We start from the raw sequence: 26,962 nt of genomic DNA on the forward strand, positions 1-26,962 counted from the left end.
GCGTATGACTCGTCTGTCAGAAATTCTGGATCATATGACGGCTGTCCTCAATGACCTGAAAAAGGTGATGGATGCCGAGCAGCAGCAGCTCTCCGTAGGTCACATTAACGGTAGCCAGTTACAGCGTATTACAGAAGAAAAAAGCTCTTTACTGGCGACGCTGGATTATCTGGAGCAGCAGCGCCGTCTTGAACAAGATGCGCAGCGTAACGTTAATGATGATGTCGCCAGACGCTGGCAGGCGATTACGGAAAAAACGCAGCATTTACGCGATCTCAACCAACATAATGGTTGGCTGCTGGAAGGGCAGATTGAACGGAATCATCAGGCGCTCGACATGCTGAAACCGCATCAGGAACCGACGCTGTATGGCGCGAACGGTCAAACCGCCTCTCCCCACCGTGGCGGGAAAAAAATCTCTATCTGATTGCCGGATGGCGGCTACGCCTTATCCGGCCTACACGATCACAGAACAACTCGTATGCCCGGTAAGCGGCAGCGCCACCGGGCGATTGACCGGATAGAGGCTCTATGCCGTCCGGCGAGTAAATTCCTTCACTTTAAAGCCCAACACTGCCAGCGCGGCGAAATAGGCGGCAATCCCCACAACCACAACCGCCATCAGTCGGGCCAGACGCCACAGCATCGTCCCTTCTGACCACTCAGGCATAATATGCAACATGCCAACCAGCGCGGCGGACATCACCAGCACGGAAATCACCAGGCGGGTCAGGAACCACGTCCAGCCCGGCTGTGGAGTAAAGATTTTCTGTTTGCGCAGTTGCCAGTACAGCAGCGACGCATTCAGACACGCCGCCAGACCAATAGACAGCGACAGACCGGCATGTTTCAACGGCCCGATAAACGCCAGGTTCATCAACTGAGTCATGATCAGCGTCACAATGGCGATTCTGACTGGCGTTTTGATATCCTGGCGCGAGTAAAACCCCGGAGCCAAAACTTTCACCACAATTAAGCCGATCAGACCAACGGAATAGGCCACCAGCGCGCGCTGGGTCATCGACGCATCAAAGGCGGTGAACTTGCCGTACTGGAACAGCGATACCGTCAGCGGTTTGGCCAGAATGCCCAACGCGACGGCGCTCGGCAACGCCAGCAGAAAACACAGACGCAGCCCCCAGTCCATCAGACGGCAATATTCATCATGATTGCCGCTGGCAAAACTTTTAGACAGTGAAGGCAGCAAAATGGTGCCCAGCGCCACGCCCAGAACCCCTGACGGAAACTCCATCAGTCGGTCAGCATAATACATCCAGGAGACCGAACCGGAAGCCAGAAACGAGGCGAAAATGGTGTTGATGATCAGAGATATCTGGCTTACCGAAACGCCGAGGATCGCCGGGCCCATTTGCTTCACAACGCGCATCGCGCCTGCGTCACGAAAATTGATGCGCGGCAATACCAGCATCCCAATTTTCTTCAGATGAGGAAGCTGGTAAACCAGTTGCAGCACGCCGCCCACCGTCACCGCCCAGGCCAGCGCCAGTACGGGAGGATTAAAATACGGCGCGGCAAACAGCGCAAAGCCGATCATACTGATGTTCAGAAATGTGGGCGCAAACGCAGGAATCGAGAAACGGTTCCAGGTGTTGAGGATCGCGCCCGCCAGCGAGGCCAGCGAAATCAGCAGAATATACGGAAAGGTAATTTGCAGCAGTTTGGTGGTCAGGGCGAATTTATCGGCGGTATCGGCAAAACCCGGCGCGGTTACCATGATCACCCACGGCGCGGCGAGCATACCGGCCACCGTCACCACGGCTAACGCCAGGGTCAGCAGGCCGGAGACATAGGCGACAAAAACCCGGGTCGCCTCTTCGCCCTGCTTGCTCTTGTATTCTGCAAGGATCGGCACAAACGCCTGGGAAAATGCCCCTTCGGCAAAAATGCGCCGCAACAGATTCGGTAACTTGAATGCCACGAAAAAGGCGTCGGTCGCCATCCCTGCGCCAAAAATTCTGGCGACAATCGCGTCACGCGCAAAACCAAGCACGCGCGAAAACATGGTCATCGAGCTGACGGCAGCCAGCGATTTTAATAAATTCATCAGTGTTGTATTCCAGACCCTGGAGCAAAACCCTTGCATGGCCGACCGCAGGCCGGATAAAGGCGTTTACGCCGCCATCCGGCAATATCGTTGTGCCTGATAACCACGTAAAAACGTCTTATCAGGCCGACAGAACGATCCACGGTTTGCCATCATTCTCTGTCAGAAAGAGGTGTTATTTTGAGTTGGCATATAGTACCTGGATTATGATGAATTACTACAGCCAGATGTTACAGGGCGTTATTCGCTCATTGCCTCGCGCCAGAGTTTCTCTACGACGCGCTGCGCCAGAATCGCCTGTTCGCCCGCCGTTTCAGGAACCGTCTGATTTTGCACGCATTCAATAAAATGACGGGCGCATCCGGCAAATCCACGTTGTTCCTGGGTTGTCTGCCAGCCCGGAATGGGTTTATGCACCACGCCCTGGCCGCGTTCCTCGCGCCATTCGCGCATATCCGTTACATCAAACAGGCCGCCGTCCGTCACCGCCTGCACACATTCACGCTGACTCCCGGCGCGACGGTGCATACTGGTGGTGATTTGCAACTGATCCGTCGAAAAATGGTGTTCGGCATACAGCATCTCGCCAAGATCGTTGGTCTGCAACGTGCCGCTGTTCAGTTGCGCCTTGCCGTCCGTCAGCCACAGCGCGGTGTCCACAACGTGCAGGTAGTCATCCAGCAGCGTGAAACGCAAATCATGCGGCCCGACGCTGTCCGTCCGGTGTTTATCCATACGGACAGAAGCGGCGGCGCCCAGTTGCGCTTTCAGATCGCGGTAGAGCGGAGCGAAGCGTCGGTTAAACCCGACCATTAGCGTCAAATTTTTGCGCGCGGCCAACGCCACCAGCCGTTCCGCATCGCGCAGGTTTTCCGCCAGTGGTTTATCGACGCAGACATGAACCCCGGCATTGAGCAGTTCGCTCACCACCTCATAATGCGTCGCCGTGCTGGAGTGGACGAAAATGGCGTCGCAGGTTGACGCCAGCGCTGGCAACGACTCAACGTACGGCATCCGCCAGCTTTCACAAATGCGCAGCGCCTTATCCCGCGAAGGAGACCAGGCCCCCTGTAGCGTCCAGTCGCCGGATGCGCCCAGTACGGGCAACCAGGCTTTTTGGGCGATCCCCCCTAACCCAACAACACCGATACGTAATTTTTTCACGTTAGTCTCCCAGGTGCGCCAGGAGCGAATCAAGGCGCTGTTTCAGTTCCGCGACTTCGCCTTCCAGCGCCTCAACGCGCGCATGCAGATCGCCCGACGCCGCCTGCGGCGCGTCATCTGAACTCACCGGTTCATCGACTTCGCCGCAAAACAGGTGCATATACCGGCTTTCACGCTTACCCGGTTCGCGCGCCAGGCGCACTACGTAAGGGCCATCGTCACGGGCGGCAAGCTGTTCCAGCGTCGATTCCACTTCTGCCATATCGCTGAATTCATACATGCGGGATGCACGGCTGCGCAGTTCACCTGGCGTCTGGGCGCCGCGCAGCAGCAGCGTGGCAATCAGCGCCACCTCCGCCGGACTCAGTTTAAGATTGCCAAACTCGGAGTTGCAGAAGCGCTGTTCATATTTGGTGACGCGATTGCCGAAGCCGCTCACCGTTCGCAGAAAATGGCGTTTCACTAAGTTATCAAGCTGTTCCTGCACCTCATGTTCCGATAAGTTCATTACCGGTTCACGGTTGGTTTTTTGATTACTGGCGGTAACCACGCCGTTAACCGAGAGCGGGTACTGCTCCGGCGTTGTCACCTGTTTTTCCAGCAGGCAGCCAATCACTCGCGCTTCAGTGGCGGTTAGTTCGTATTTCATCGTCCTCTCCTTAGCGACCGGGGGTCCATTCAGTCGTCGTCAACGCCGTCAGCACATGATCGCGCCACTGTCCGTCAATCAACAGGTAATCTTTCGCATACCCTTCTTTTTCAAAGCCGAGTCGCGCCAGCAAGTCGCCGCTGCGCTTATTATGCGGCATATAGTTCGCCATAATACGGTGAATATGTTGCGTACGCTGCATATAACGAATCGCCGAGGTTAAGGCCTCATACATCAGCCCCTGCCCCTGCCACTTTTGTGCGATGGAGTATCCCAGATAACAGGCGTGGAATGAGCCACGCACTACGTTAGAAAAATTGGCCACGCCGATGATCTCTTTCTCTTCCGGGTCGAGCAGCGCGAAATAGAACGCTGAACCCTGTTTATGAAACTCGGCGATCATGCTCAGACGCGCCTGCCAGCCCGAAGGATAGCAGTGGCTTTCATCACGAACGGGTTCCCAGGGTTTTAAAAAATGACGATTTTCCGCGTAATAATCGGCCAGACGCCAGGCATCACGCTCATGTACTAAACGCACAACCAGACGGTCGGTTGTTAAGCGTACTTTTGGCACGTTACTGCGATAGCCAAACATTCTATACCTACTCCTTCCCGTAACGTCTTCACACCCTGATAACGTTACTATACCTGCGCCTGTACGCTCTGTGAAAAGTGCAAATCGTCATTTTTTGGCTTATTCACACATTTTGATGAAAACTCTCTATCAAGATGGACTTTTGATAAAAAAATATTGTCCCGGCAAAGGTGGGAAAAAACGCGCCGACACCGCAGAATAGAAGGTGCTCACCTTTTAAACTCAACAGAATTCGAGTTGCAGGACGGCGGCAAGCGAGTCACTCCCTGAAAGCGCACAGAAATACGTGGCCGGGGAGCGCGAACGCCGCCGACGCGCCTGCGACGTGAAGGATGACGAGTGTCTTTCCCGGGAGGGGAAATGTCGCGTGTCTCGCAGGCCAGGAACCTGGGTAAATATTTCCTGCTCATCGATAATATGCTGGTCGTATTAGGCTTTTTCGTGGTGTTTCCACTGATCTCCATTCGCTTTGTCGACCAGATGGGCTGGGCGGCATTGATGGTCGGCATTGCGCTCGGACTGCGCCAGTTCATCCAGCAAGGGCTGGGCATTTTTGGCGGCGCGATTGCCGACCGTTTTGGCGCGAAGCCAATGATTGTTACCGGGATGCTTATGCGCGCAGCCGGATTCGCGACGATGGGGATCGCCCATGAGCCCTGGCTGCTCTGGTTTTCCTGCTTTCTTTCCGGGCTTGGCGGCACCCTTTTCGATCCGCCGCGCTCTGCGCTGGTCGTCAAGCTGATTCGCCCTGAACAACGCGGTCGTTTCTTTTCGCTGTTGATGATGCAGGACAGCGCGGGCGCCGTGACTGGCGCGCTATTGGGTAGCTGGTTGTTACAGTACGATTTTCGTCTGGTATGCGCGACGGGGGCGGTACTGTTCGTTTTGTGCGCCGCGTTTAACGCCTGGTTGCTTCCGGCATGGAAGCTGTCAACGGTGAAAATCCCGGTACGCGAGGGCATGGGGCGCGTCATGGCGGACAAACGGTTCGTGACTTACGTACTGACCCTGGCGGGATACTACATGCTGGCCGTACAGGTAATGCTGATGCTGCCCATCATGGTCAATGACATCGCGGGATCACCGTCCGCCGTCAAGTGGATGTATGCGATCGAAGCCTGCCTCTCGCTGACGCTGCTCTACCCAATCGCCCGCTGGAGCGAGAAACGTTTTCGCCTGGAGCACCGCCTGATGGCCGGACTGCTGCTGATGTCGCTCAGTATGTTGCCTGTCGGGCTGGTCGGTAATTTACAGCAGCTCTTCACGCTCATTTGCACGTTCTATATCGGCTCGGTCATTGCGGAACCGGCGCGTGAAACGCTCAGCGCCTCACTGGCCGATGCGCGGGCGCGCGGCAGCTATATGGGCTTCAGTCGACTGGGTTTAGCCATTGGCGGCGCGATAGGGTATATCGGCGGAGGATGGTTGTTCGATATGGGGAAAGCGCTGCAACAGCCTGAACTGCCCTGGATGATGCTTGGGGTAATCGGAATCATGACCTTTCTTGCGCTCGGTTGGCAATTCAGCCACAAACGGACGCCACGCGGCATGCTGGAGCCAGGCGCCTGATTTGATACCTGCTTTCATCTCCTCCATACTGAAAGAGAACCGACAGTTAAATGGAGGAGAAACGTGAAGCTTTATATTTACGATCACTGCCCTTTCTGCATCAAAGCCCGCATGATTTTCGGCCTGAAAAATATTCCCGTTGAGCTAAACGTCCTGGCAAACGACGACGACGCAACGCCCACCCGCATGATCGGCAAAAAAATGGCGCCCATTCTGCAAAAGGACGACAGCCGTTATCTGCCCGAAAGTATGGATATCGTCCATTATGTGGACAACCTTGACGGCAAACCCTTGCTGATCGGAAAACAGAACCCCGCGATTGATGAGTGGTTACGCAAAGTTAACGGTTACGCCAATCGCCTGCTCCTTCCGCGTTTCGCAAAATCGGCATTTGATGAGTTTTCCACGCCGTCGGCGCGGAAATACTTCACCGAGAAAAAAGAGGCCATGATTGGCGACTTTGGCGAAAATCTGGCGCATTCCAGTGGGCTCATCAAAAACATCAGCGACGATCTGCGCGCGCTGGATAAATTGATTGTGCAGCCTAATGCCGTGAACGGTGAACTGTCTGAAGACGATATTCATCTGTTCCCGTTATTACGTAACCTGACGCTGGTCGCTGGCATAAACTGGCCAACCCGGGTCGCTGATTACCGTGATAACATGGCAAAACAGACGCAAATCAATCTGTTATCGTCTATGGCCCTCTAATGCTTGTGGGTGGAGGCGCCATGCCGCCACCCTTTCAGTTTTTTCTGCTGGTGCGCGGCGTGCTGGTGCCACATGCTGCTTTGTGTCAGGATTACGACACGGGCATCATGTTGAGGAACCCCATGAAAAAGATTGTCTTTGCCGCTGCATTGTTGGTTAGCGGCCTGTTGGTTGGCTGCAACCAACTCACGCAGTACACGGTAAGCGAGCAAGAAATTAATCAGGCGCTTGAAAAACGGAATAATTTTTCCAAAGACATTGGCTTACCGGGCATCGCGGATGCGCATATTGTACTGACGAATCTCAGCAGCCAGATTGGCCGGGAAGAGCCCAACAAAGTCACGCTAACCGGTGATGCGAACCTGGATATGAGCTCCCTGTTTGGCAGCCAGAAAGCCACCATGAAACTGAAGCTGAAAGCGCTACCGGTCTTTAACAAAGAAAAAGGCGCGATTTATCTGCAAGAAATGGAAGTGGTGGATGCAACCGTAACGCCGGAAAAAATGCAATCGGTGCTGCAAACGCTGATGCCTTACCTGAATCAGTCGTTGCGTAATTATTTTAATCAGCAACCGGCCTACGTTTTGCGTGAAGACAGCAGCAAAGGCGAAGCGCTGGCGAAAAAATATGCCAAAGGCATAGAGGTTAAACCGGGCGAAATCATCATCCCGTTCACCGACTAACGCACCAGGGCGCATTTGCGCCCTTTTTTTTCGTGCAAACGAAAACGTTTCCGCTTATCCTTGGTTTCCGGCAAAAATGACTATCCCCCAGCCGGAGCATATTAATGACTGCACCATCCCAGGTTTTAAAGATCCGCCGCCCAGACGACTGGCACGTTCACCTTCGCGATGGCGACATGTTAAAAACTGTCGTGCCTTACACCAGTGAAATTTATGGCCGCGCGATAGTGATGCCGAACCTGGCGCCGCCTGTTACGACGGTCGATGCGGCCATCGCATACCGCCAGCGCATTCTTGATGCCGTTCCTGCCGGGCATGACTTTACCCCACTGATGACCTGCTACTTAACGGATACGCTTGATCCTGATGAGCTTGAGCGCGGATTCCGCGAAGGTGTCTTTACCGCAGCAAAACTCTATCCGGCCAACGCGACCACCAACTCCAGCCACGGCGTCACCTCTGTCGATACGATCATGCCGGTACTGGAGCGCATGGAAAAACTCGGCATGCCGTTGCTGGTACACGGCGAAGTTACCCATGCTGATATCGATATTTTTGACCGCGAAGCACGGTTTATTGAAACGGTGATGGAGCCGCTGCGCCAGCGTCTGACGGCGTTGAAGGTTGTATTTGAGCACATTACCACCAAAGATGCCGCAGAGTACGTTCGCGACGGCAACGAGCTGTTAGCCGCCACCATCACGCCACAGCATCTGATGTTTAATCGCAACCATATGCTGGTCGGCGGCATTCGCCCGCATCTGTATTGCCTGCCGATCCTCAAACGTAACGTCCACCAGCAGGCCTTGCGTGAACTGGTCGCCAGCGGATTTAGCCGTGCCTTCCTCGGTACCGACTCCGCGCCGCACGCCCGTCATCGGAAAGAAACCAGCTGCGGCTGCGCAGGCTGCTTTAATGCCCCGACGGCGCTTGGCAGCTACGCTACGGTCTTTGAAGAGATGAACGCCCTCGCGCATTTTGAAGCGTTCTGCTCACTCAATGGGCCACGGTTCTACGGCCTGTCGGTCAATGAAACCTACGTTGAACTGGTACGCGAAGAGCAGCTCGTCCCGGAAAGCATCACGCTTGCCGATGACTCACTGGTGCCCTTCCTGGGCGGCGAGCGCGTACGCTGGTCAGTAAAATAATAAAAAAAATGTGGCCAACTGTTGTAAGCCGGAAAGGTTAACTGTATAAATACACAGTATATTCAACAGGGGGCCATTATGCGTATTGAAGTCACTATAGCGAAAACGTCACCTTTGCCTGCTGGCGCGATTGACGCGCTGGCCGGTGAACTCTCCCGCCGTATCCATCACTCTTTTCCAGATAACGCGGGCAATGTTGTCGTCCGTTATGCCGCAGCCAACAATTTGTCGGTCATTGGCGCGACAAAAGAGGATAAAGAACGCATCAGCGAAATCCTACAGGAAACCTGGGAAAGCGCGGATGACTGGTTCGTCAATGAATAAAAAATGATATGCAGTAATGTTCGTTTTTGCCGGGTCGCCCCGGCTTTTTTATTTGCGCAACTGGTCGCTTTTTAATCCATTACTCAAAATAACTGCACAACATGCCAAAAAAATATGAATAACATGCTGTTTTATTGTGCACATAATTCTTAAAAAGAAGAAATTTATTCTGTCACCCTTTAAATTTCCAGTGAATAGCCTTATTTATTGATATACTGAAGTTGCTTCAGAAAAAAAACACGCATTGAACCTCGAAAACCGTTGTCTTGTAACACGTATTAGGGGGCATAATGGAAAAGAATAATGAAGTCATTCAGACTCATCCGCTTGTAGGATGGGACATCAGCACCGTTGACAGCTATGATGCGCTGATGTTGCGTTTGCACTACCAGACCCCGAATCGCCCTGACCCTGATGGGACTGAAGTTGGTCAGACGCTCTGGTTAACCACCGATGTTGCCAGACAATTTATTTCGATATTAGAAGCAGGCATCGCCAAAATTGAATCTGGCGATTACCAGGAAAATGAGTATCGCCGTCATTAACGTGACGCGACCCCTCCACCCAAAGGCACCTTAAAAGGTGCCTTTATCGTTTCATACTCTCAATAATTCCACTGACAGAAAGTCGGCCGACAAACGCGCCGCCGCGACGGCAATCCGAAAGCATGACGAGTATAACTTGTATATCTCAATTCACTTATTTACCCTGCAATAATCGCGATAGCAGAGAGAAGCTGATGAAATACGACTTAATCATTATTGGCAGCGGTTCCGTCGGCGCCGCAGCCGGATATTATGCCACTCGCGCCGGACTGAAGGTTCTGATGACAGATGCCCATATGCCACCACATCAACAGGGCAGCCATCACGGCGATACCCGGTTAATCCGCCACGCTTATGGCGAGGGTGAGAAATACGTTCCTCTGGTGCTGCGTGCGCAAACGTTATGGGAAGAGCTTTCAACGCATAATGAAGATCCCATCTTCGTCCGCTCCGGCGTCATAAACCTCGGCCCGGCGGACTCGCCATTTCTGGCGAACGTGGCGCATAGCGCACAGCAATGGCAGTTAAACGTTGAGCAACTGGATGCCGCCGCCATCATGGCGCGCTGGCCTGAAATTCGCGTCCCTGACAACTACATTGGCCTGTTCGAAATGGACTCCGGTTTTCTGCGCAGTGAACTGGCGATCAAAACCTGGGTTCGCCTTGCCGAAGAGGCTGGCTGCGCGCAACTCTTTAACTGCCCCGTCACCGCCCTTCACCACGATAACGACGGCGTTACCGTTGAAACCGCTGACGGCGAATACCGCGCGAAGAAAGTGCTGATCAGTGCCGGTACATGGGTACAGGCGCTGGTGCCGGAACTCCCCATCCAACCCGTTCGTAAAGTTTTTGCCTGGTATCAGGCTGACGGGCGCTACAGCATGAAAAATAACTTCCCGGCGTTCACTGGAGAACTCCCGAACGGCGATCAGTATTACGGTTTTCCCGCCGAAAACGACGCATTAAAAATAGGAAAACACAACGGTGGTCAGTTGATTCACTCACCGGAAGAGCGCAAGCCGTTTGCCGCCGTCGCCAGCGATGGTTCCGAAGCGTTCCCCTTCCTGCGCACTATCCTGCCCGGCATTGGCTGCTGCCTGAACGGCGCCGCCTGTACCTATGATAATTCCCCGGATGAAGATTTTATTATCGATACATTACCGGGACATGATAATACGCTGATCGTCACCGGTCTGAGCGGCCACGGCTTTAAGTTCGCCTCGGTATTGGGCGAGATTGCCGCCGATTTCGCGCAGGGTAAATCGCCGGCTTTTGACCTGACGCCATTCAAACTGAACCGCTTTACGCAATAATGACCCAATGGCCTCGCAAACGGGGCCGTTTCTTTTTGAGGAGTCAGGCTGTGCGTCGTATTTTTCACTATCTGATCAATAATATTCGTGAGCATTTTATGCTCTACGTTATTTTATGGTCGCTGCTGGCCATCATGGACATTATTTATATCATGTTCTTTTAATTTATTTCAGCTGACAAAAATTGACAAAACCTGAGATTACTCTAACTTTCATTGTAATAATTTGACCAATAAGAAACCTCCCGCCCTCCTGCCCTATATAGATAAAACCGCTAATCACCTCGAATCTTCTGACGCACAATGACAAATTCAATCAATTTTATTGAAATAAAAACAAATATCGCCATGATTGTTATTTATTAGTTGCATTAATGTCTCTAACAGGTCATTTTCATTCTCTCCTGAAATATCCATTGGTGTGTTTATGCAATTCAAAAATACTCCTCAGCGCTATGGCGCCATTTCTGTATTGCTTCACTGGCTGGTCGCCATTGTTGTATACGGCATGTTTGCCCTGGGTTTATGGATGGTGACGCTCAGCTATTACGATGGCTGGTATCACCAGGCGCCGGAATTGCATAAAAGTATCGGCATCCTGCTAATGATGGGGCTGGTTATACGTGTTTTCTGGCGTTTCGTCTCACCACCGCCAAAGGCGCTGAAAAGCTATTCACGCCTGACCCGTCTGGGTGCGGCGGTGGGCCACCTTGCGCTGTATCTTCTGCTCTTCGCCATTGTGATCAGCGGCTATCTGATCTCAACCGCCGACGGCAAACCGATCAGCGTGTTTGGGTGGTTTGACGTGCCCGCCACGCTGGCCGACGCGGGCGCTCAGGCCGATCTTGCCGGTAGTCTGCACCTGTGGCTGGCCTGGAGCGTTGTGATTTTGTCCGTTCTGCATGGGCTAATGGCCCTGAAGCACCATTTCATCGATAAAGACGACACCCTGAAGCGTATGCTGGGGAGATCGTCGCCTGACTATGGAGTTGAAAAATGAAAAAAAGCCTGCTGGGACTGACTTTTGCTTCCCTGTTATTCACCACTGGTTCTGCAATCGCGGCAGACTATAAAATTGATAAAGAGGGACAACACGCCTTCGTTAACTTCCGTATCCAGCACCTGGGTTACAGCTGGCTGTACGGGACGTTCAAAGATTTCGACGGGACATTTACCTTCGATGAAAAAAATCCGGCTGCGGATAAAGTGAACGTCACCATTAACACCAACAGCGTTGATACCAACCATGCGGAGCGTGATAAGCACCTGCGTAGCGCTGATTTCCTGAACGTGGCGAAATTCCCGCAGGCGACGTTTACCTCGACCAGCGTGAAAAAAGATGGCGACGAGCTGGATATCACCGGCGACCTGACGCTCAATGGCGTCACCAAACCGGTCACGCTGGAAGCGAAGCTGATCGGCCAGGGTGACGATCCGTGGGGCGGGAAGCGCGCGGGCTTTGAAGCGGAAGGTAAAATTAAGCTGAAAGACTTCAACATCACCACCGACCTCGGCCCTGCATCGCAGGAAGTCGATCTGATTATCTCGGTGGAAGGCGTACAGCAGAAGTAACGAATGCCGGATGGCGGCTTCGCCTTATCCGGCCTACAGCAGCACATATTGTAGGCCCGGTAAGCGGAGCGCCACCGGGCGCAATGCCGGATGACGGCATTGCCTTCAGCACATATTGTAGGCCCGGTAAGCAGAGCGCCGCCGGGCGCAATGCCGGATGACAGCGTCGCCTTCAGCACATATTGTAGGCCCGGTAAGCGAAGCGCCACCGGGCGTAATGCCGGATGGCGCTACGTTATTCCGCCGGGTCGGGAATGCCCAGTTGGGTATTCAGGCGGCCACGCGATTTATTGAAGATTTTATTGCCATTCTCACGGCCAGCGCGGCGACGGCGCTGTTCCTCTTCCGGCAAACTGCTCTCTTCACAGCACAGTTCGCTACAGCAGCCTTTAAACTTCTCGGCGCAAGCCGGGCACTGAATAAACAGCAGATGGCAGCCATCATTTTTACAGTTGGTATGGCTGTCGCACGGTGCGCCGCACTGGTGACAATGCGCGATAACCTCATCAGAGATCCGCTCTCCCATGCGCTCATCAAACACAAAGTTCTTACCAATGAAACGCACCGGCAGTCCCTGCTCGCGCGCCTTACGCGCGTACTCAATGATGCCGCCCTCAATGTGCCACACTTTGTTAAAACCGTTATGCTTCATCCAGGCGCTGGCTTTTTCACAACGAATACCGCCCGTACAGTACATGACGATTTTCTTGTCTCTATGCTCCTGCATCATTTCAACAGCTTTCGGCAACTGCTCGCGGAACGTGTCAGCCGGAATTTCCAGCGCATTTTCGAAATGCCCCACTTCATATTCGTAGTGGTTACGCATGTCGATAAACACGGCATCAGGATCGTCCAGCATGGCGTTCACTTCCGCCGCTTTCAGGTACTCGCCAACGTCGCTGGCATCAAAATTCGGATCGTCGATACCATCGGCCACAATCCGCTCGCGTACTTTCATACGCAGCACCCAGAAGGACTTACCGTCATCGTCCAGCGCAATATTCAGACGCAAGCCGTTTAATGCGGGATCAAACGCATACAGCTGCTCACGAAACGCCGCGACCTGACTTTGCGGCACGCTGATCTGCGCGTTAATACCTTCACGCGCCAGATAAACGCGACCAAAAACATTCAGCGAGGTAAACATCTGGTACAACGCGTCGCGCGTGCTCTGCGGATCGACGATCGTGAAATATTTATAAAAAGAGATGGTCGTGCGCGGCTCCGTTTCAGCTAACATCCGGGCTTTAAGCGCATCGTTCGAAATGCGGTTGTGTAACACTGGCATGGTGTACGTATCCTGCAATCAGTAAAAATGAAATCGGGCGGCATCATAAAGCAAACATCGCCAATTTACATCCACACATTTTGCGCTACATTTCATTCTTCATACTAAGAAATTAACAACAATTGCCGCTTTTATCGTCGTTCTCCAACCACAAATTTTTGCTGTACACGAAAAAATGCGACAATACAGGGAATTGCTCGTTTACAGACAGGATAGAGATGACGAATTTACCTAAGTTCTCCGTTGCGCTACTGCATCCACGTTATTGGTTAACCTGGCTGGGTATTGGTGCTCTTTGGTTGGTCGTGCAATTGCCCTACCCGGTGATTTACAAACTGGGTTGTGCAATGGGACGTCTGGCGTTGCGTTTTATGAAGCGCCGCGCCCGCATCGCCCATCGTAATCTTGAATTGTGCTTTCCGCAGATGAGCGAGCAAGAACGCCACCAGATGGTGGTGAAGAACTTCGAGTCTGTCGGGATGGGCGTGATGGAAACCGGCATGGCCTGGTTCTGGTCCGACCGCCGTATTTCACGCTGGACAGATGTCAGCGGCGTTGAGCATATCCGCGACGTTCAGGCCCGGGAGCGAGGGATTCTGCTGGTTGGCCTGCACTTTCTGACGCTGGAGCTGGGCGCGCGCCAGTTTGGTTTGCAACAGCCTGGCATTGGCGTTTATCGTCCGAATGACAATCCGTTGCTCGACTGGCTACAGACCTGGGGACGTATGCGCTCCAACAAGTCGATGCTCGATCGCAAAGACCTGAAAGGCATGATCAAAGCGCTAAAAAAAGGTGAAGTGGTCTGGTATGCGCCGGACCATGACTATGGCCCGCGCGCCAGCGTGTTTGTCCCGCTGTTTGCCGTGGAACAGGCCGCCACCACGTCAGGAACCTGGATGCTCTCCCGGATGTCCAACGCCTGTCTGGTGCCGTTTGTTCCGCGTCGTAAACCCGATGGCAAAGGCTATGAGCTGATTCTCCTGCCGCCGGAATGCTCACCACCGCTGGATGACGCCGAAACCACCGCGGCCTGGATGAACACGATCGTAGAGAAATGCATCATGATGGCGCCCGAGCAATACATGTGGTTGCACCGCCGTTTCAAAACGCGTCCTGAAGGTATGCCTTCCCGTTACTGATTCATCAGGTGCAGCCGGGCGACGGTTGCACCTTCTCATCGCCTCTTTTAGCTTTAAAAGCTACTCACATTGCCGCCCTCAGCAGGCAGGCGCATAATAAGAGAGTATTGCCTTATTTTTATTCTGATGATAGCGCAAACAGCGCATCACACTGCGGATCGCTATGTCACCCTCTGATGTCCCCATAAACTGGAAACGCAATCTCACCGTAGCCTGGCTGGGCTGTTTTTTGACCGGCGCGGCGTTTAGCCTGGTGATGCCATTTTTACCTCTCTACGTTGAGCAGCTCGGCGTAACGGGCCACAGCGCGCTGAATATGTGGTCGGGGCTGGTTTTCAGTATCACCTTCCTGTTTTCCGCTATTGCCTCGCCTTTTTGGGGCGGGCTGGCCGATCGCAAAGGACGAAAGATCATGCTGCTGCGCTCAGCCCTCGGCATGGCGATAGTTATGCTGCTGATGGGGCTGGCGCAGAACATCTGGCAGTTTCTGCTCCTGCGCGCATTGTTAGGTCTGCTCGGCGGATTTGTGCCAAACGCAAATGCGCTTATCGCCACTCAGGTGCCGCGTAATAAGAGCGGCTGGGCGTTAGGAACGCTTTCTACTGGCGGCGTCAGCGGCGCGTTGCTCGGCCCTCTGGCGGGCGGATTACTTGCCGACCAGTACGGATTACGCCCTGTCTTCTTCATCACCGCCAGCGTGCTGTTGGTCTGTTTCTTACTGACGCTCTTTTTTACTCGCGAGCGTTTTCAGCCTGTCAGCAAAAAGGAGATGTTGCACGTCCGGGAAGTCGTTGGCTCACTAAAAAACCCAAAGCTGGTTTTGAGTCTGTTCGTCACCACGCTGATCATTCAGGTTGCAACCGGATCGATCGCGCCTATTCTGACGTTATATGTGAGAGAGCTAGCCGGTAACGTCAGCAATATCGCATTTATCAGCGGAATGATCGCCTCGGTGCCCGGCGTGGCGGCGTTGCTCAGCGCGCCCCGGCTCGGCAAACTGGGCGATCGCATTGGCCCCGAAAAGATCCTGATTACCGCCCTGATTATCTCTGTCCTGTTGCTGATCCCGATGTCATTCGTACAAACGCCCTGGCAGCTTGGCGTGCTGCGCTTTTTACTTGGCGCGGCGGACGGCGCCCTGCTCCCTGCCGTACAGACTCTGCTGGTCTATAACGCCAGCAATCAGATCGCCGGGCGCATCTTCAGTTACAACCAGTCATTTCGCGATATTGGCAACGTCACAGGCCCGTTAATGGGGGCGGCTATTTCTGCCAGCTACGGTTTTCGCGCCGTGTTTTGCGTCACCGCAGGCGTCGTGTTGTTCAACGCAATTTATTCGTGGAACAGCCTGCGGCGGCGCAGAGAGACCCTCGCGGCAAAATGATTTTTGCGCTTTCATACTTGCAAAACCGGAGAATCAGCTATTCTTTCCCTGAATACCTCATCAAATCAAAGGGAGACAGTGATGACTATGTACGCTACGCTGGAAGAAGCCATTGATGCAGCCCGTGAAGAGTTTCTGGCTGACAACCCGGAACTCGAACAAGATGAAGCCAATGTTCAACAACTCAATATCCAGAAATACGTGCTACAGGATGGCGACATCATGTGGCAAGCCGAGTTTTTTGCCGATGAGGGCGAAGAAGGCGAATGTCTGCCAATGCTGAGTGGCGAAGCGGCGCAAAGCGTCTTTGACGGCGATTATGATGAGATAGAGATTCGTCAAGAGTGGCTGGAAGAGAACACTCTGCATGAGTGGGATGACGGTGAATTTCAGCTCGAGCCGCCTCTGGATACCGAAGAAGGCCAGACTGCGGCGGATGAGTGGGATGAGCGTTAACTACTCATAAGGGCCGTGGTGTATATCCAGCGGCAGCAGCAGCGTATCAAAAACCAGTGAAAACGGCAGATCGAGAACCGTGACATAGCGCCACGCGGAATCCCGGACATCCCACTGCACGCCGGGATAGTATTGATTGCCGTGCCCTTGTCCGGGGATCGTCCTGCTAATGATGCTGCCGCACCCGCTCAGAAGTAGCGCCATTACGCCAACCACGATTATTCGCACCGGATACCTCATTCGTCGTTTTGTTCAGTATAAAAAAATACCGGCAGCAGGCCGGTATTTTCAGATAATTGTCAGCGCATATTTGTCGGCCTGATAAACGCCACGTTTATCAGACCGCTACGGCTTACTTCTTCTGCAACGCCAGTGGGTTCAGGTTGATACCCTGATAGTAGTTAACCCACGATGAGTATCTTTCCGGTGAATTCCAGACGCGATAGTGTAAACGCGCCATCGTCACCGGATCGCTCAACAACACCAGACGGCGATCGCGATTCAGTTTTTCCGGCGTTTCATTCAGCGCCTGCTCCACATGGCGGTCGCGCGCAATCTCCAGCACCTTACTGGCGCGGTGACGGGCCGTAGCCATCGCCGTAGCCAGCGCGTTAAACGACGGATTAAACACCGCGTGCATAAAGCCGTCATCCAGCGTGCGATTGCGGTTCATCGCCAGGTATTTGTCAGTATCCACCAGCACCTGCGGCGGGGAATACTCTTCCGGGATGAGGAACAGCTTCCAGCGTTTGGTGCGCAAGCCTACCGTTGAACGGCTGGAAACCACGGACACAAACGGCGACAGGATCAGCGAGAAGACAATCGGCGCCAGCCAGAACAGGAAACGTAAATCCAGCCAGGCCATGCCAACCGCCCATACCAGGCCGAGCAGCAGCTGGGAACCGTGACGCATGAAGGCTTCACCCCACGGGGTAGAGTCATCGTCACGCTGCGGTGAATTCCAGACCACTTCCCAGCCGAGGAATGCGCTCACCACAAACACCGTGTGGAACAACATGCGTACCGGCGCCAGCAGCACAGAGAACAGCACTTCCAGCAGCAGCGACAGCGTTACGCGCACAAATCCTCCATACTCTTTTGTGCCCTTACACCAGATGAGCATAATACTCAGCAGCTTCGGCAGGAACAGCAGCACCATCGTGGATGCAAACAGCGCAATCGCCAGTTCGGGGCGCCACTGCGGCCAGACCGGGAACAGCTGGCGCGGTTGCAGGAAGTATTGCGGTTCGGTCAACGCATGAACCACCTGCAAAGCGGTGGAAAGCGCCAGGAACATAAACCACAGCGGCGCCGACAGGTAAGACATAACCCCCGTCAGGAACACCGCACGGTGAACCGGGTGCATCCCTTTCACCAGGAACAGGCGGAAGTTCATCAGGTTGCCATGACACCAGCGGCGGTCACGCTTAAGTTCATCCAGCAGGTTCGGCGGCAGTTCTTCATACGAACCCGGCAGATCGTAGGCAATCCAGACGCCCCACCCTGCACGACGCATTAACGCCGCTTCCACGAAGTCGTGCGAGAGGATGGAACCCGCGAACGATCCTTCGCCCGGCAGCGGCGCAAGCGCACAGTGTTCGATGAATGGCTTCACGCGAATAATCGCGTTGTGGCCCCAGTAATGCGACTCGCCTAACTGCCAGAAGTGCAGCCCGGCGGTAAACAGCGGGCCGTACACGCGGGTAGCAAACTGCTGGCAACGCGCATACAGCGTATCCATACCGGACGCTTTCGGCGACGACTGGATGATCCCGGCATTCGGGTTCGCTTCCATCAGACGCACCAGGCCGCTCAGACACTCGCCGGTCATCACCGAGTCAGCGTCCAGCACCACCATGTAGCTGTACTGGTTGCCCCAGCGACGGCAGAAGTCATCGATATTGCCGCTTTTGCGCTTCACACGACGGCGGCGACGGCGATAGAAAATCTGTCCTTCGCCCTGCACTTCAGCAATCAGCTCCATCCACGCTTTTTGTTCCGCCACGCAGATATCGGGGTTGTAGCTATCGCTCAGGATATAGACGTCGAAATGCGCTGCGTTGCCGGTGGCTTTAACCGATTCCCACGTAGCGCGTAGCCCTGCGAACACGCGGTCAACGTCCTCGTTGCAGATAGGCATAATCAACGCGGTACGGTGCTCTGGATTCAGCGGCTCATTTCCCACCGTTGACGCTGAAATACTGTATTTATCGCGGCCAATCAGCAGTTGCAGGAAGCCCATAAGCGCGGTCCAGAACCCCGCAGACACCCAGCAGAACAGCACGGCGAACAGGATCAGGATGCCGGTTTGCAGCACATACGGCAGCAGTTGCATAAAGGAGACCCACAGATCCTGCCCGATCATGTCGGCGGGATTAATGAGCGCCCAGCCCTGGTAAGGAAGAATGGTCTTCATATACCAGGTCGCAACCACCGTCTGCGCCAGCGTCAGCAGCAACAGGATGTAGCGGCGGATTGTCCCGACGGTACGCCATTTTTGCTCGTTCTCCTGCTCTTCTTTCGTCAGGCGGGAGAGATAACGCGGCGTCACGTCCCGGCCGCGCAAGCGATCCCAGAAACGACCCAGCGGGTTGGTGCGCCAGGGATCGGGGAACATAGAAGAACGCGTCGCTTTCGGCATTGCCTGCAACTGATCGCGTCCCTCATTATCCTTAATCAGTTGCCCTTCGGCCAGCGAATCCGGCCAGGCCTGCTCAAGGCGCGCTTTAACAGATCCCTGCGGTGAATCGTCTTCTCGCGAGTAAGCTCGATGCTCAACATCCAGCGCCTCATGGACGGCGCGGATGTCCGTTTTCGGCAGCGCCGCTTTCTCAATGTCTGAAAGCGGCATTGCGTCAATATACTCAGTTGTCTTATTCATTGGCAGGTAACTGGTAGCTCCAGGTTTCACTCAACGGCTGATCGGCATTCACCAACGCAGCACGCATTTCAGTGGTTTTCTTCGCGTCTTTCACTTTTACGCGCAGCGTCAAACGCCAGCCTTTCGTCACCGGGTTATAACGCACTGAGTTCTCAACGATTTCGCCGTTATCGCCAATACTGGTTTGCGCCGTGACAGGGGTATCCTGCGGCAGCTTTTTCATATCTGTGCCGACAAAATCCACGACGAAGGCGATGGTGCCGTCAGGCTGGCGAATCAGGTTAGACTGTTTGACATCGCCCGTAGAGCGACGCGTCTGCTGAACCCAGGCATTCTCCGGCGCATGAAGTTTCTCTTCATCGCGGGTAAACGTCATGGTGTACTTGAAGTTCATCTCTTTGCCTGCTTCAGGCAGTTGATCCGGCGTCCAGTAGGCCACGATGTTATCGTTAGTTTCATCGTTGGTCGGAATTTCCACCAGTTCGATTTTCCCTTTGCCCCACTCGCCTTTCGGCGTGATCCAGGCGCTTGGGCGCAGGTCATAGCGATCGTCTAAATCTTCAAAGCGCGAGAACTGGCGGCCGCGTTGCAGCAAGCCGAACCCTTGCGGGTTTTCCATCGCATAGCTGCTCACCGCAAGATGTTTCGGGTTATTCAGCGGGCGCCAGATCCATTCACCGTTGCCCGCATGGATAGACAACCCGTTAGAGTCGTGCAATTCCGGGCGATAGTTGGTTGCCGGAGACGGCTGGTTCGGCCCAAACAGGAACATGCTGGTTAACGGCGCAACGCCCAGTTTACCGACTTTATCACGCAGGTAGACTTTCGACTGAACGTCCACCACAGTGTCACGCCCAGGGATGATGACGAAGCGGTATGCCCCGGTCGCACGCGGGGAATCGAGCAACGCATAGATGGTCAAACGTTTGTCAGTCGGTTTTGGACGCTCAATCCAGAACTCGCGAAAGCGGGGAAATTCCTCACCGGAAGGCAGCGCGGTATCAATCGCCAGACCACGCGCGGAAAGACCATAGACCTGGCCTGCGCCAATGACGCGGAAATAGCTGGCACCGAGCATGCTGACGATTTCATCATTTTTGTCTTTGCTGTTGATCGGGTACAGCACTTTGAACCCGGCGAAGCCGAGGTCTTTGACGGTGTCTTTATCATGCTGAACATCGCCAAAATTGAAATAGTCCGGGTTGTATTTGATTCTTTTTACCGTCGTCGCGGTAACTTCGTTGATCCTGACCGGTGTGTCGAAGTACATACCCTGGTGGTAGAACTCGAGCTTGAATGGGGTCTTGATATTGCTCCAGTACGCTTTATCACGGTTAAACTGGATCTGCTGATAGTCCGCATATTTCATGTCGCGGAAAACGGAGGGCAAGTTACTTTTCGGCGCCTCATAGCCTTTACCGGCTAAGGATTGAGCTTGTTTTGCAACATCATCGATGGTGAACGCCCAACTCGACGATGTGTACAGCGTTAACATTACCGCCGCGCCCAACCAACGCATTTTCATCATTTGTCGTTTATGTTTCATAATAAGTAAGCACTTCCCCCTTTGTGTGCTTATATCGATCCGATCCATTTTAATGGATAATCAGGCAATCCGACAACTGAATCCCGGCTTTGTTCAGCGCGCTGGCTCATGGATTAAGCAGGTTTTGCTCCTGTTTTCACTTTGCGTGCTTATCCTGGAGACAGGTTGTTGGACTTCGTGTAGGGTTGCCCCCGAATGTAAACATTATTCGTCCCAGGGATAAGACGAAAAGTCTGAGAATATGTATCTATCTATGAATCCAGTACCTCCACAGCGTGAATATTTTCTTGACTCCATCCGCGCCTGGCTGATGTTGTTGGGGATCCCCTTTCATATCTCGTTGATCTATTCAAGCCATACCTGGCATATCAACAGCGCAGAGCCCTCATGGTGGCTGACCCTGTTTAACGATTTTGTCCACGCATTTCGCATGCAGGTCTTTTTTGTTATTTCCGGTTATTTTTCGTACATGTTATTCCTGCGTTATCCATTAAAACGCTGGTGGAAAGTGCGTGTTGAACGCGTAGGTATTCCTATGCTGACGGCCATTCCTTTACTCACCTTGCCGCAATTTATCATGCTGCAATTTGTCAAAGGAAAAACCGAGAACTGGCACACGCTTTCTTTGTATGAGAAATACAATACGCTGGCCTGGGAATTAATTTCTCATCTGTGGTTTTTATTAGTGCTTGTTGTATTAACAACCCTGAGCATGTGGGCATTCAGCCAAATCAAAAAAAGCGCGGAACGCACAACGAAGCCATTATTCGCCGCCGTTTCGATGACCAAATTGACGCTTATCTTCTTTATCCTTGGCGTCGGTTACGCCGCGCTGAGACGCGCCATTTTTATCATTTATCCCTCTATTCTTAGCGATGGCATGTTCAATTTCGTCGTCATGCAAACGCTGTTTTATCTCCCTTTCTTTATCCTGGGCGCGCTGGCATTCATCAACCCGGCGCTGAAAGCGCTGTTTACCGTACCGTCACGCGGATGCACGCTGGCTGCGGCGCTCGCCTTCGTTGCCTACCTGCTGAACCAGCGTTATGGCAGCGGCGATGCCTGGATGTATGAGACAGAATACGTCATTACCATGCTGATGGGATTGTGGATGGTTAACGTGGTCTTTTCGCTGGGCCACCGTTTACTTAATTTCCAGTCCGCTCGCGTCACCTATTTTGTGAATGCATCGCTTTTCATCTATCTGGTGCATCATCCACTAACGCTGTTTTTCGGCGCGTATATTACGCCGCATATTACGTCGAATCTGCTGGGCTTTTTATGCGGGCTGGTCTTTGTTATCGGTATTGCGCTGGTTCTGTATGAACTGCATTTACGGGTTCCCGTACTGAAATTTTTATTTTCGGGCAAACCCGCGGTTAAACGTGATAACAGCAAGGCTGTCGCCAGTTAAGCTGCCCGCTGAAGGGCGTTAAAGCAGCCATTCGACGGGCAAGACAGACGCCAGTCGCACCAGAACCCGCTTCCAGAATCCTGTGGCGGGTTCTTTTTTCAGTACCACCTCGTCACGCAGGTGGCGATCAACCCAGTTAATTCTTCCCCAACGATCCAGCCGCAGTTGCCAGGCGTCATCACGCTGGCTCTGCATAAAACGGTTATGAATCAGCGTTGCCAGCGTTTCGCTTTCAATCACAAACCCCATTTCGGTATTGAGTAACGTCGATCGGGGATCGAAATTGAGCGAACCGATAAAAACCTTATTCCCGTCAATGCTGAAGGTCTTCGCATGCAGGCTGGAGCCTGAGTTACCGGTTAAACCACGATCGTGAAGTTCAGCCGCATGCCCGTTAGTGGGTTTAAGCTCATAGAGCTCAATGCCGTAGCGCAGAAGTTTTTTACGCCACCGCGCATAGCCCGCATGGACGACCGCCACATCGTTCGCCGCCAGTGAATTGGTAAGAATCGCGATCCTGACCCCTTTTCTCACCAGTTGCAGCAGTTGCGCGACGCCCGCCCGGGTGGGAACAAAATAGGCGGAAATAATGTCGATACGTTCCGTTGGCGACCCCATCACATCGAACAGGCGTTGCGGCAGAAGCGAATGACGCTGCGCTTTCCCCTCGCCTTTTAAAGGATCGTCGCTGAGCAAACGGGTTTTCGCCCATATCAGCGGTAAAGCGCCGCGATCAAGATGGGACATAAAGTGGCTGGTTTTCAGCTTATGCAAATAGCGGCGCGTAATGTCGTCGTTGTACCAGGAATCCGGTAAGTCAATGCGTCGGGTGATTTCCTGCTCAGACAGCGACAACACTTTTTGCAGCGTTGAAACCGATTTGCAATGCCAGTAACGTTCAAAATCATCCGCCACGTCTTTTACGACAGGGCCAATCGCCATCACGTCGAGATCGGAAAACAGCGGCTCTTCACCTGCGCCAAAATAGGCATCGCCAATATTCCGCCCGCCGACAATGGTGACTGCGCCATCTGCCGTATAGCTTTTATTATGCATACGCCGATTAAGCCGGGCAAAGTCGGTTAAATACCCCAGCGCGCGCAGCATACGAAAAGAGAAAGGATTAAACAGGCGCACTTCGATATTGGGGTGGCTATCCAGCAGTTGCAGCGTATCATCAAGCCCCGGCGTGTTGTTATCATCCAGCAGCAGGCGAACATGAACGCCGCGCTTTGCCGCCGCCAATAATATCGAAAACAGCAGGCGCCCGGACATGTCGTCCTCCCAGATGTAATACTGCACATCCAGGGTGCGTTCAGCCATTTCTGTTAATCGATAGCGTGCGGCAAAGGCATCCTGGCTGTCATCCAGGGCGAGAATGCCGCATTCGCCGGGATGACGTTCACACAGCGGGGTAACAGCGCGCTCAAGTCGGGTCAACTCACTCATCACCTTGTTGGGTCAGTAATCGCTCGTAAAGTCGGGCAGTTTCTTCATCATAACAGACAAAGTATACCTGCTCAGGTAGCGCGTGGCGGGCAAGAAAATCCGCAACCGTATTGACCGCGATCTCTGCTGCGGCGGGGCGTGGGTAGCCGTAAGCACCGGTGCTGATCGCCGGAAACGCGACAGACCGGTAGCCATTGGCCAGCACCAGTTGCAAACTGTTGAAATAGGCATCTTCCAGGAGCTGGGATTCGTTGTGATCGCCGCCACGCCAGACGGGCCCCACCGTATGGATCACCGCTTTCGCCGGCAGATTGCCTGCCAGAGTAATGACCGCATGTCCTGCCGGGCACTCGCCCTGCTGCTGCCTGACTTTTTTGCAGGCTTCCAGTAGCGTCGGACCCGCTGCACGATGAATCGCGCCGTCAACGCCACCGCCCCCCAGTAATGAAGCGTTGGCGGCATTAACAATCACATCTACCGTGAGTTGGGTTATGTCGCCATGTTGTACATGAATACGCGATTTCATAGATCCCCCTTACCTTAACCTATAGCCTAAGTGTACAGCAGGGCTTTCAATGAAATCGCGTTTTTTAATCGAACGATTTTATCTCTGACAGATGCGTTTATTGGTATTCAATACTCATAATTGCCAGACGTTGTTGCGGATCGAGATAGTTGACTCTCACGGATGCAATTTGTCGAAGTCTTTGCGGGGCAGTTGTAACCTGTTGCAGGGTAAAACGGTTAGTTTTCATCTGGCCATTATTCACGCATGTCATGTCAATATTTTGCTGCCGGGCACTGACCTCACAAGGAGGTTCGACAATCTGACCACGAAAATGAATAACGCCGCCGGTAGTGATTTGTTGAGCTGTAACAGAGGAAGAAAAGAGAATGCAGACGCCAAGGCCTGCTCCGAGGATATTTTTCGAACACAACGCAAACATACAATAGCTCCTCAATGATCAATCATACTTGAAGGATCGGAGTTTTCCTTCCACTGCGACGCTCGCGGTGAACGGAAACGACGTTGTTGCCTCTCTATAATTCATAGAACAGTAATCCATCCCCTGCCACAAACAATCACCAAATAAATCAAATGATTAAGATGATTTCTCAGGAGATGGCCATTGCTGCGACAAATGCAACGACTGCCCGTCGGAAACGGTAACGATAATTTTTACCGAGTCCTCCGGGGAAATATTTAAACTGAGTTTCGTTAAATCAATGGGTTGATTAGCGGGCAAAGAAAGGGTTGTTTTCTGCTGTGTACGGCTTTGCCCTCCTTTCCCATCACGAACGGCAAAAATTTGGACTTCGCACACGCAGGGTTTGCTGAGCGTAACCTGGGGGACAATGGTGTAAATTTCACCTTGTTGCGTGGTATTAAATGTAATCTGGCTGGAGAGCGCGGCAAGGAGTAATAGCGTATTCATCATATCCTCACGAAAAAAAACAGGGCTTTCGCCCTGTTTATTATGAGTACCCGACCTGAATCAGTACTGGTTAGCCGTGGCGTTGTTGCCGAAGCCGACCTGAGTAACCGATACCTGGGAGTCGGACGCAGTCTGGTTAACCAGCGCGCCGTTGCGGCCACCAAACTGGCTCACAACGATATCAGAGTTTTTGGCATTCCACTGATCGATAGTCGCGCTGTTTCTGTACCCATTCTGGGTCAGGTCAATGCCGCTGTTGTCAGCGCCCTGGCCTACGTCTGCGCCGTTACCATGACCATATTGTTTGATGGACAGATCTGATTTACGAGCATCGCTTTGCAGAGCAAGAGCAGAGTTTGCGCTACCGTACTGGAAAATACTCAGGGTAGATTCAGGGCCGGAATTATTACCGCCATTATTATGACCGCCGCCACCGCCCCACTGCGGAACAACACCTGCCAGAGCACTGCCAGAAACTACGATTGCTGCGAATGCTGCCACTTTTAAAAGTTTCATGGTAAACCCCCATCGGATTGATTTAAAAGTCGTCATGGTATTAACGTTGCGTAACGCGAATAGCCATGCGCGACTGTCTCTGCACTACAACTGCTGTTTTTTGCGTACCGTACTGCGTAATATCTGCTTTATTACCAGAACCTTTCTGAATAATCATTGCAGTATTACCATAAGAGCCTTGCGATATACTTGCATCATTGGCGTAACCCGCCTGATCAATATATGCAAGGTTATAAGCTCCTGACTGGTCAATCTTCGCCCGGTTATTTCCGCCTTCTTGTGAAATAACAGATAAAAGTTTTGAGCCGTCCTGGCGTGTTTTTGCACTATTATGAGTGCCCTTTTGACCAATAATGGCTGCCTGATTAAATGAAGACTTGCTTAATTCATTTACCGCAAAATTATATTCCGCATTTGCCAGATCATAACTTGTCGCGGCTGCAATCCCAGGCGCACCCAGTATTGTTAACATCATAAATAACAATTTGTTTTTCATGTTGTCACCCTGGACCTGGTCGTACATTACGTTAATTTAAAAGCATTTCAATTTGACTGTTAACGCGATTCGTTTTTTGTTAACGCCGCGTTACGATGAAGAGTATGTCCGTGGAAACATTTTAAATAACTCACCCGCGAGTGGTATTTTGATATTCAGCGTCACACCAAAGTGCTAATTCACTGTTGACTCCACTGTTATTTACGAAAAATTTATTTTCTTATCTGTAGCGGGCTAAACATTTCTGCCAGTGAGAGGGAAAAACCGTTTTCTGCATATCATTATGCGTTTCTCCGGGCATCACACTGCATCGCCGTCACAACTCGTGACAAACATCATTTTTTTCTCACTAAAAATGTCCAGGCGGCCCTGAGTCGAACGTTTTAAAATTAACTTGTCAGACAAACTCAAAAATAATTTTAAATTATGATTTAAAATCAATCAGTTATTATAATTTGTATGATTTTTTAAATCTATGCAATAACAGCAACATGTACAACTTTTCTATCAAATCTAATCTCTAAAAAATCCACACATTAACATATGAATATATAATTTTACATTTTGTTACAAGTTTAACACTTGCTTTAAGGTTTGTAATGACTAGATTGAAATCAGTT

At 52.6% G+C, this 26,962-nt stretch carries 29 protein-coding genes; 15 read left to right on the plus strand and 14 right to left on the minus strand.

The window, feature by feature from the left end; translation table 11 throughout:
* Positions 1–4 precede the first annotated feature (4 nt).
* The gene (gene flgN, locus CKO_RS08450) at positions 5–427 is read left to right on the plus strand and encodes a flagella biosynthesis chaperone FlgN (RefSeq protein ID WP_012132851.1); all 423 of its coding nucleotides are present in this window, start codon (positions 5–7) and stop codon (positions 425–427) included.
* 102 nt (positions 428–529) lie between these two features.
* Here the strand turns inward: flgN and murJ are convergent, their stop codons facing one another.
* From murJ to rimJ, 4 genes are all read right to left on the minus strand, one after another.
* Entirely contained in the window at positions 530–2,065 is a 1,536-nt protein-coding gene (gene murJ / locus CKO_RS08455; RefSeq protein ID WP_024130442.1) for a murein biosynthesis integral membrane protein MurJ, read from the minus strand.
* Between the two features lie 240 nt (positions 2,066–2,305).
* Positions 2,306–3,229 carry a Gfo/Idh/MocA family protein gene (locus tag CKO_RS08460; protein ID WP_012132856.1) on the minus strand — a complete coding sequence of 308 codons (924 nt, stop codon included), beginning with the start codon at positions 3,227–3,229 and terminating at the stop codon, positions 2,306–2,308.
* Between the two features lies 1 nt (position 3,230).
* The gene (locus tag CKO_RS08465) at positions 3,231–3,878 is read right to left on the minus strand and encodes a YceH family protein (RefSeq protein WP_012132857.1); all 648 of its coding nucleotides are present in this window, start codon (positions 3,876–3,878) and stop codon (positions 3,231–3,233) included.
* A gap of 10 nt (positions 3,879–3,888) precedes the next feature.
* Entirely contained in the window at positions 3,889–4,473 is a 585-nt protein-coding gene (rimJ, locus tag CKO_RS08470) for a ribosomal protein S5-alanine N-acetyltransferase (protein WP_024130443.1), read from the minus strand.
* A gap of 360 nt (positions 4,474–4,833) precedes the next feature.
* On the opposite strand from rimJ, the gene mdtH reads away from it, so the two are divergent.
* The 10 genes from mdtH (at position 4,834) to CKO_RS08520 (ending at position 12,337) form a co-directional block, all read left to right on the plus strand.
* Positions 4,834–6,042 (plus strand): multidrug efflux MFS transporter MdtH, encoded by a 1,209-nt coding sequence (mdtH, locus tag CKO_RS08475; RefSeq protein WP_012132860.1) that lies wholly within the window; start codon positions 4,834–4,836, stop codon positions 6,040–6,042.
* Between the two features lie 63 nt (positions 6,043–6,105).
* Entirely contained in the window at positions 6,106–6,753 is a 648-nt protein-coding gene (gene grxB, locus CKO_RS08480) for a glutaredoxin 2 (RefSeq protein ID WP_024130444.1), read from the plus strand.
* Between the two features lie 122 nt (positions 6,754–6,875).
* A complete protein-coding gene (locus CKO_RS08485) occupies positions 6,876–7,436 on the plus strand; it encodes a lipoprotein (RefSeq protein ID WP_024130445.1) in 561 nt (186 codons plus the stop codon).
* 104 nt (positions 7,437–7,540) lie between these two features.
* Positions 7,541–8,584 carry a dihydroorotase gene (pyrC, locus tag CKO_RS08490; protein WP_012132863.1) on the plus strand — a complete coding sequence of 348 codons (1,044 nt, stop codon included), beginning with the start codon at positions 7,541–7,543 and terminating at the stop codon, positions 8,582–8,584.
* 78 nt (positions 8,585–8,662) lie between these two features.
* The gene (gene dinI, locus CKO_RS08495) at positions 8,663–8,908 is read left to right on the plus strand and encodes a DNA damage-inducible protein I (protein ID WP_012132864.1); all 246 of its coding nucleotides are present in this window, start codon (positions 8,663–8,665) and stop codon (positions 8,906–8,908) included.
* Between the two features lie 290 nt (positions 8,909–9,198).
* On the plus strand, positions 9,199–9,453 hold the full coding sequence (gene bssS, locus CKO_RS08500; RefSeq protein ID WP_012132867.1) for a biofilm formation regulator BssS: 255 nt from the start codon (positions 9,199–9,201) through the stop codon (positions 9,451–9,453).
* Between the two features lie 194 nt (positions 9,454–9,647).
* On the plus strand, positions 9,648–10,766 hold the full coding sequence (gene solA / locus CKO_RS08505; protein ID WP_012132868.1) for an N-methyl-L-tryptophan oxidase: 1,119 nt from the start codon (positions 9,648–9,650) through the stop codon (positions 10,764–10,766).
* A gap of 50 nt (positions 10,767–10,816) precedes the next feature.
* Positions 10,817–10,930: a YceO family protein gene (locus CKO_RS08510; protein ID WP_047457560.1), complete on the plus strand. Its 114-nt coding sequence runs from the start codon at positions 10,817–10,819 to the stop codon at positions 10,928–10,930.
* Between the two features lie 262 nt (positions 10,931–11,192).
* Complete coding sequence (locus CKO_RS08515) at positions 11,193–11,765, plus strand: cytochrome b (RefSeq protein ID WP_012132871.1); 573 nt, start codon at positions 11,193–11,195, stop codon at positions 11,763–11,765.
* On the plus strand, positions 11,762–12,337 hold the full coding sequence (locus CKO_RS08520) for a YceI family protein (RefSeq protein WP_012132872.1): 576 nt from the start codon (positions 11,762–11,764) through the stop codon (positions 12,335–12,337). The genes CKO_RS08515 and CKO_RS08520 overlap by 4 nt, the downstream gene beginning before the upstream one ends.
* A gap of 235 nt (positions 12,338–12,572) precedes the next feature.
* Here the strand turns inward: CKO_RS08520 and trhO are convergent, their stop codons facing one another.
* On the minus strand, positions 12,573–13,625 hold the full coding sequence (trhO, locus tag CKO_RS08525) for an oxygen-dependent tRNA uridine(34) hydroxylase TrhO (RefSeq protein ID WP_012132873.1): 1,053 nt from the start codon (positions 13,623–13,625) through the stop codon (positions 12,573–12,575).
* A 218-nt stretch (positions 13,626–13,843) separates the two neighbouring features.
* Here trhO and CKO_RS08530 point away from each other — a divergent pair, with 218 nt between their 5' ends.
* The 3 genes from CKO_RS08530 (at position 13,844) to CKO_RS08540 (ending at position 16,604) form a co-directional block, all read left to right on the plus strand.
* A complete protein-coding gene (locus tag CKO_RS08530; protein ID WP_012132874.1) occupies positions 13,844–14,764 on the plus strand; it encodes a Kdo(2)-lipid IV(A) acyltransferase in 921 nt (306 codons plus the stop codon).
* A gap of 163 nt (positions 14,765–14,927) precedes the next feature.
* Positions 14,928–16,148, plus strand: coding sequence for a multidrug efflux MFS transporter MdtG (gene mdtG / locus CKO_RS08535; RefSeq protein ID WP_012132877.1), 1,221 nt, complete (start codon positions 14,928–14,930; stop codon positions 16,146–16,148).
* 81 nt (positions 16,149–16,229) lie between these two features.
* Complete coding sequence (locus tag CKO_RS08540) at positions 16,230–16,604, plus strand: MysB family protein (RefSeq protein ID WP_012132878.1); 375 nt, start codon at positions 16,230–16,232, stop codon at positions 16,602–16,604.
* On the opposite strand, the gene CKO_RS08545 is transcribed toward CKO_RS08540, so the two are convergent.
* The 3 genes from CKO_RS08545 to mdoG all read right to left on the minus strand — a co-directional run bounded on the left by CKO_RS08545 (position 16,605) and on the right by mdoG (position 21,013).
* Positions 16,605–16,832, minus strand: a complete 228-nt coding sequence (locus tag CKO_RS08545) for a YceK/YidQ family lipoprotein (RefSeq protein ID WP_024130446.1) — start codon at positions 16,830–16,832, stop codon at positions 16,605–16,607.
* A gap of 124 nt (positions 16,833–16,956) precedes the next feature.
* Complete coding sequence (gene mdoH, locus CKO_RS08550) at positions 16,957–19,485, minus strand: glucans biosynthesis glucosyltransferase MdoH (RefSeq protein ID WP_012132880.1); 2,529 nt, start codon at positions 19,483–19,485, stop codon at positions 16,957–16,959.
* A complete protein-coding gene (gene mdoG, locus CKO_RS08555; protein ID WP_077956924.1) occupies positions 19,478–21,013 on the minus strand; it encodes a glucans biosynthesis protein MdoG in 1,536 nt (511 codons plus the stop codon). The genes mdoH and mdoG overlap by 8 nt, the downstream gene beginning before the upstream one ends.
* 271 nt (positions 21,014–21,284) lie before the next feature.
* On the opposite strand from mdoG, the gene mdoC reads away from it, so the two are divergent.
* Positions 21,285–22,445, plus strand: coding sequence for a glucans biosynthesis protein MdoC (gene mdoC / locus CKO_RS08560; protein WP_012132882.1), 1,161 nt, complete (start codon positions 21,285–21,287; stop codon positions 22,443–22,445).
* A gap of 18 nt (positions 22,446–22,463) precedes the next feature.
* On the opposite strand, the gene CKO_RS08565 is transcribed toward mdoC, so the two are convergent.
* The 6 genes from CKO_RS08565 to csgB all read right to left on the minus strand — a co-directional run bounded on the left by CKO_RS08565 (position 22,464) and on the right by csgB (position 26,342).
* Complete coding sequence (locus CKO_RS08565) at positions 22,464–23,894, minus strand: phospholipase D family protein (protein ID WP_012132883.1); 1,431 nt, start codon at positions 23,892–23,894, stop codon at positions 22,464–22,466.
* Positions 23,887–24,420, minus strand: a complete 534-nt coding sequence (gene ymdB / locus CKO_RS08570; RefSeq protein WP_012132884.1) for an O-acetyl-ADP-ribose deacetylase — start codon at positions 24,418–24,420, stop codon at positions 23,887–23,889. The genes CKO_RS08565 and ymdB overlap by 8 nt, the downstream gene beginning before the upstream one ends.
* 97 nt (positions 24,421–24,517) lie before the next feature.
* Complete coding sequence (locus tag CKO_RS08575) at positions 24,518–24,841, minus strand: type 1 fimbrial protein (protein ID WP_012132885.1); 324 nt, start codon at positions 24,839–24,841, stop codon at positions 24,518–24,520.
* A 156-nt stretch (positions 24,842–24,997) separates the two neighbouring features.
* A complete protein-coding gene (gene csgC / locus CKO_RS08580) occupies positions 24,998–25,330 on the minus strand; it encodes a curli assembly chaperone CsgC (RefSeq protein WP_024130449.1) in 333 nt (110 codons plus the stop codon).
* 60 nt (positions 25,331–25,390) lie between these two features.
* Entirely contained in the window at positions 25,391–25,846 is a 456-nt protein-coding gene (gene csgA, locus CKO_RS08585; protein WP_024130450.1) for a curli major subunit CsgA, read from the minus strand.
* A 40-nt stretch (positions 25,847–25,886) separates the two neighbouring features.
* Positions 25,887–26,342: a curli minor subunit CsgB gene (csgB, locus tag CKO_RS08590; protein WP_024130451.1), complete on the minus strand. Its 456-nt coding sequence runs from the start codon at positions 26,340–26,342 to the stop codon at positions 25,887–25,889.
* Positions 26,343–26,962: the final 620 nt, after the last annotated feature.

The organism is Citrobacter koseri ATCC BAA-895 (genome assembly GCF_000018045.1).
In the GTDB taxonomy this organism is placed as follows: Bacteria; Pseudomonadota; Gammaproteobacteria; order Enterobacterales; family Enterobacteriaceae; genus Citrobacter_B; species Citrobacter_B koseri.

Coding starts and splice junctions, on each gene's coding strand:
- mdoH (WP_012132880.1), bottom strand. CDS start 19,485: ATGAATAAGACAACTGAGTATATTGACGCAATGCCGCTTTCAGACATT.
- CKO_RS08515 (WP_012132871.1), top strand. CDS start 11,193: ATGCAATTCAAAAATACTCCTCAGCGCTATGGCGCCATTTCTGTATTG.
- ymdB (WP_012132884.1), bottom strand. CDS start 24,420: ATGAAATCGCGTATTCATGTACAACATGGCGACATAACCCAACTCACG.
- csgB (WP_024130451.1), bottom strand. CDS start 26,342: ATGAAAAACAAATTGTTATTTATGATGTTAACAATACTGGGTGCGCCT.
- mdoC (WP_012132882.1), top strand. CDS start 21,285: ATGAATCCAGTACCTCCACAGCGTGAATATTTTCTTGACTCCATCCGC.
- csgA (WP_024130450.1), bottom strand. CDS start 25,846: ATGAAACTTTTAAAAGTGGCAGCATTCGCAGCAATCGTAGTTTCTGGC.
- CKO_RS08540 (WP_012132878.1), top strand. CDS start 16,230: ATGACTATGTACGCTACGCTGGAAGAAGCCATTGATGCAGCCCGTGAA.
- murJ (WP_024130442.1), bottom strand. CDS start 2,065: ATGAATTTATTAAAATCGCTGGCTGCCGTCAGCTCGATGACCATGTTT.
- CKO_RS08530 (WP_012132874.1), top strand. CDS start 13,844: ATGACGAATTTACCTAAGTTCTCCGTTGCGCTACTGCATCCACGTTAT.
- mdtG (WP_012132877.1), top strand. CDS start 14,928: ATGTCACCCTCTGATGTCCCCATAAACTGGAAACGCAATCTCACCGTA.
- CKO_RS08485 (WP_024130445.1), top strand. CDS start 6,876: ATGAAAAAGATTGTCTTTGCCGCTGCATTGTTGGTTAGCGGCCTGTTG.
- trhO (WP_012132873.1), bottom strand. CDS start 13,625: ATGCCAGTGTTACACAACCGCATTTCGAACGATGCGCTTAAAGCCCGG.
- csgC (WP_024130449.1), bottom strand. CDS start 25,330: ATGAATACGCTATTACTCCTTGCCGCGCTCTCCAGCCAGATTACATTT.
- bssS (WP_012132867.1), top strand. CDS start 9,199: ATGGAAAAGAATAATGAAGTCATTCAGACTCATCCGCTTGTAGGATGG.
- solA (WP_012132868.1), top strand. CDS start 9,648: ATGAAATACGACTTAATCATTATTGGCAGCGGTTCCGTCGGCGCCGCA.
- CKO_RS08575 (WP_012132885.1), bottom strand. CDS start 24,841: ATGTTTGCGTTGTGTTCGAAAAATATCCTCGGAGCAGGCCTTGGCGTC.
- CKO_RS08465 (WP_012132857.1), bottom strand. CDS start 3,878: ATGAAATACGAACTAACCGCCACTGAAGCGCGAGTGATTGGCTGCCTG.
- CKO_RS08565 (WP_012132883.1), bottom strand. CDS start 23,894: ATGAGTGAGTTGACCCGACTTGAGCGCGCTGTTACCCCGCTGTGTGAA.
- flgN (WP_012132851.1), top strand. CDS start 5: ATGACTCGTCTGTCAGAAATTCTGGATCATATGACGGCTGTCCTCAAT.
- CKO_RS08520 (WP_012132872.1), top strand. CDS start 11,762: ATGAAAAAAAGCCTGCTGGGACTGACTTTTGCTTCCCTGTTATTCACC.
- rimJ (WP_024130443.1), bottom strand. CDS start 4,473: ATGTTTGGCTATCGCAGTAACGTGCCAAAAGTACGCTTAACAACCGAC.
- mdtH (WP_012132860.1), top strand. CDS start 4,834: ATGTCGCGTGTCTCGCAGGCCAGGAACCTGGGTAAATATTTCCTGCTC.
- dinI (WP_012132864.1), top strand. CDS start 8,663: ATGCGTATTGAAGTCACTATAGCGAAAACGTCACCTTTGCCTGCTGGC.
- pyrC (WP_012132863.1), top strand. CDS start 7,541: ATGACTGCACCATCCCAGGTTTTAAAGATCCGCCGCCCAGACGACTGG.
- mdoG (WP_077956924.1), bottom strand. CDS start 21,013: ATGATGAAAATGCGTTGGTTGGGCGCGGCGGTAATGTTAACGCTGTAC.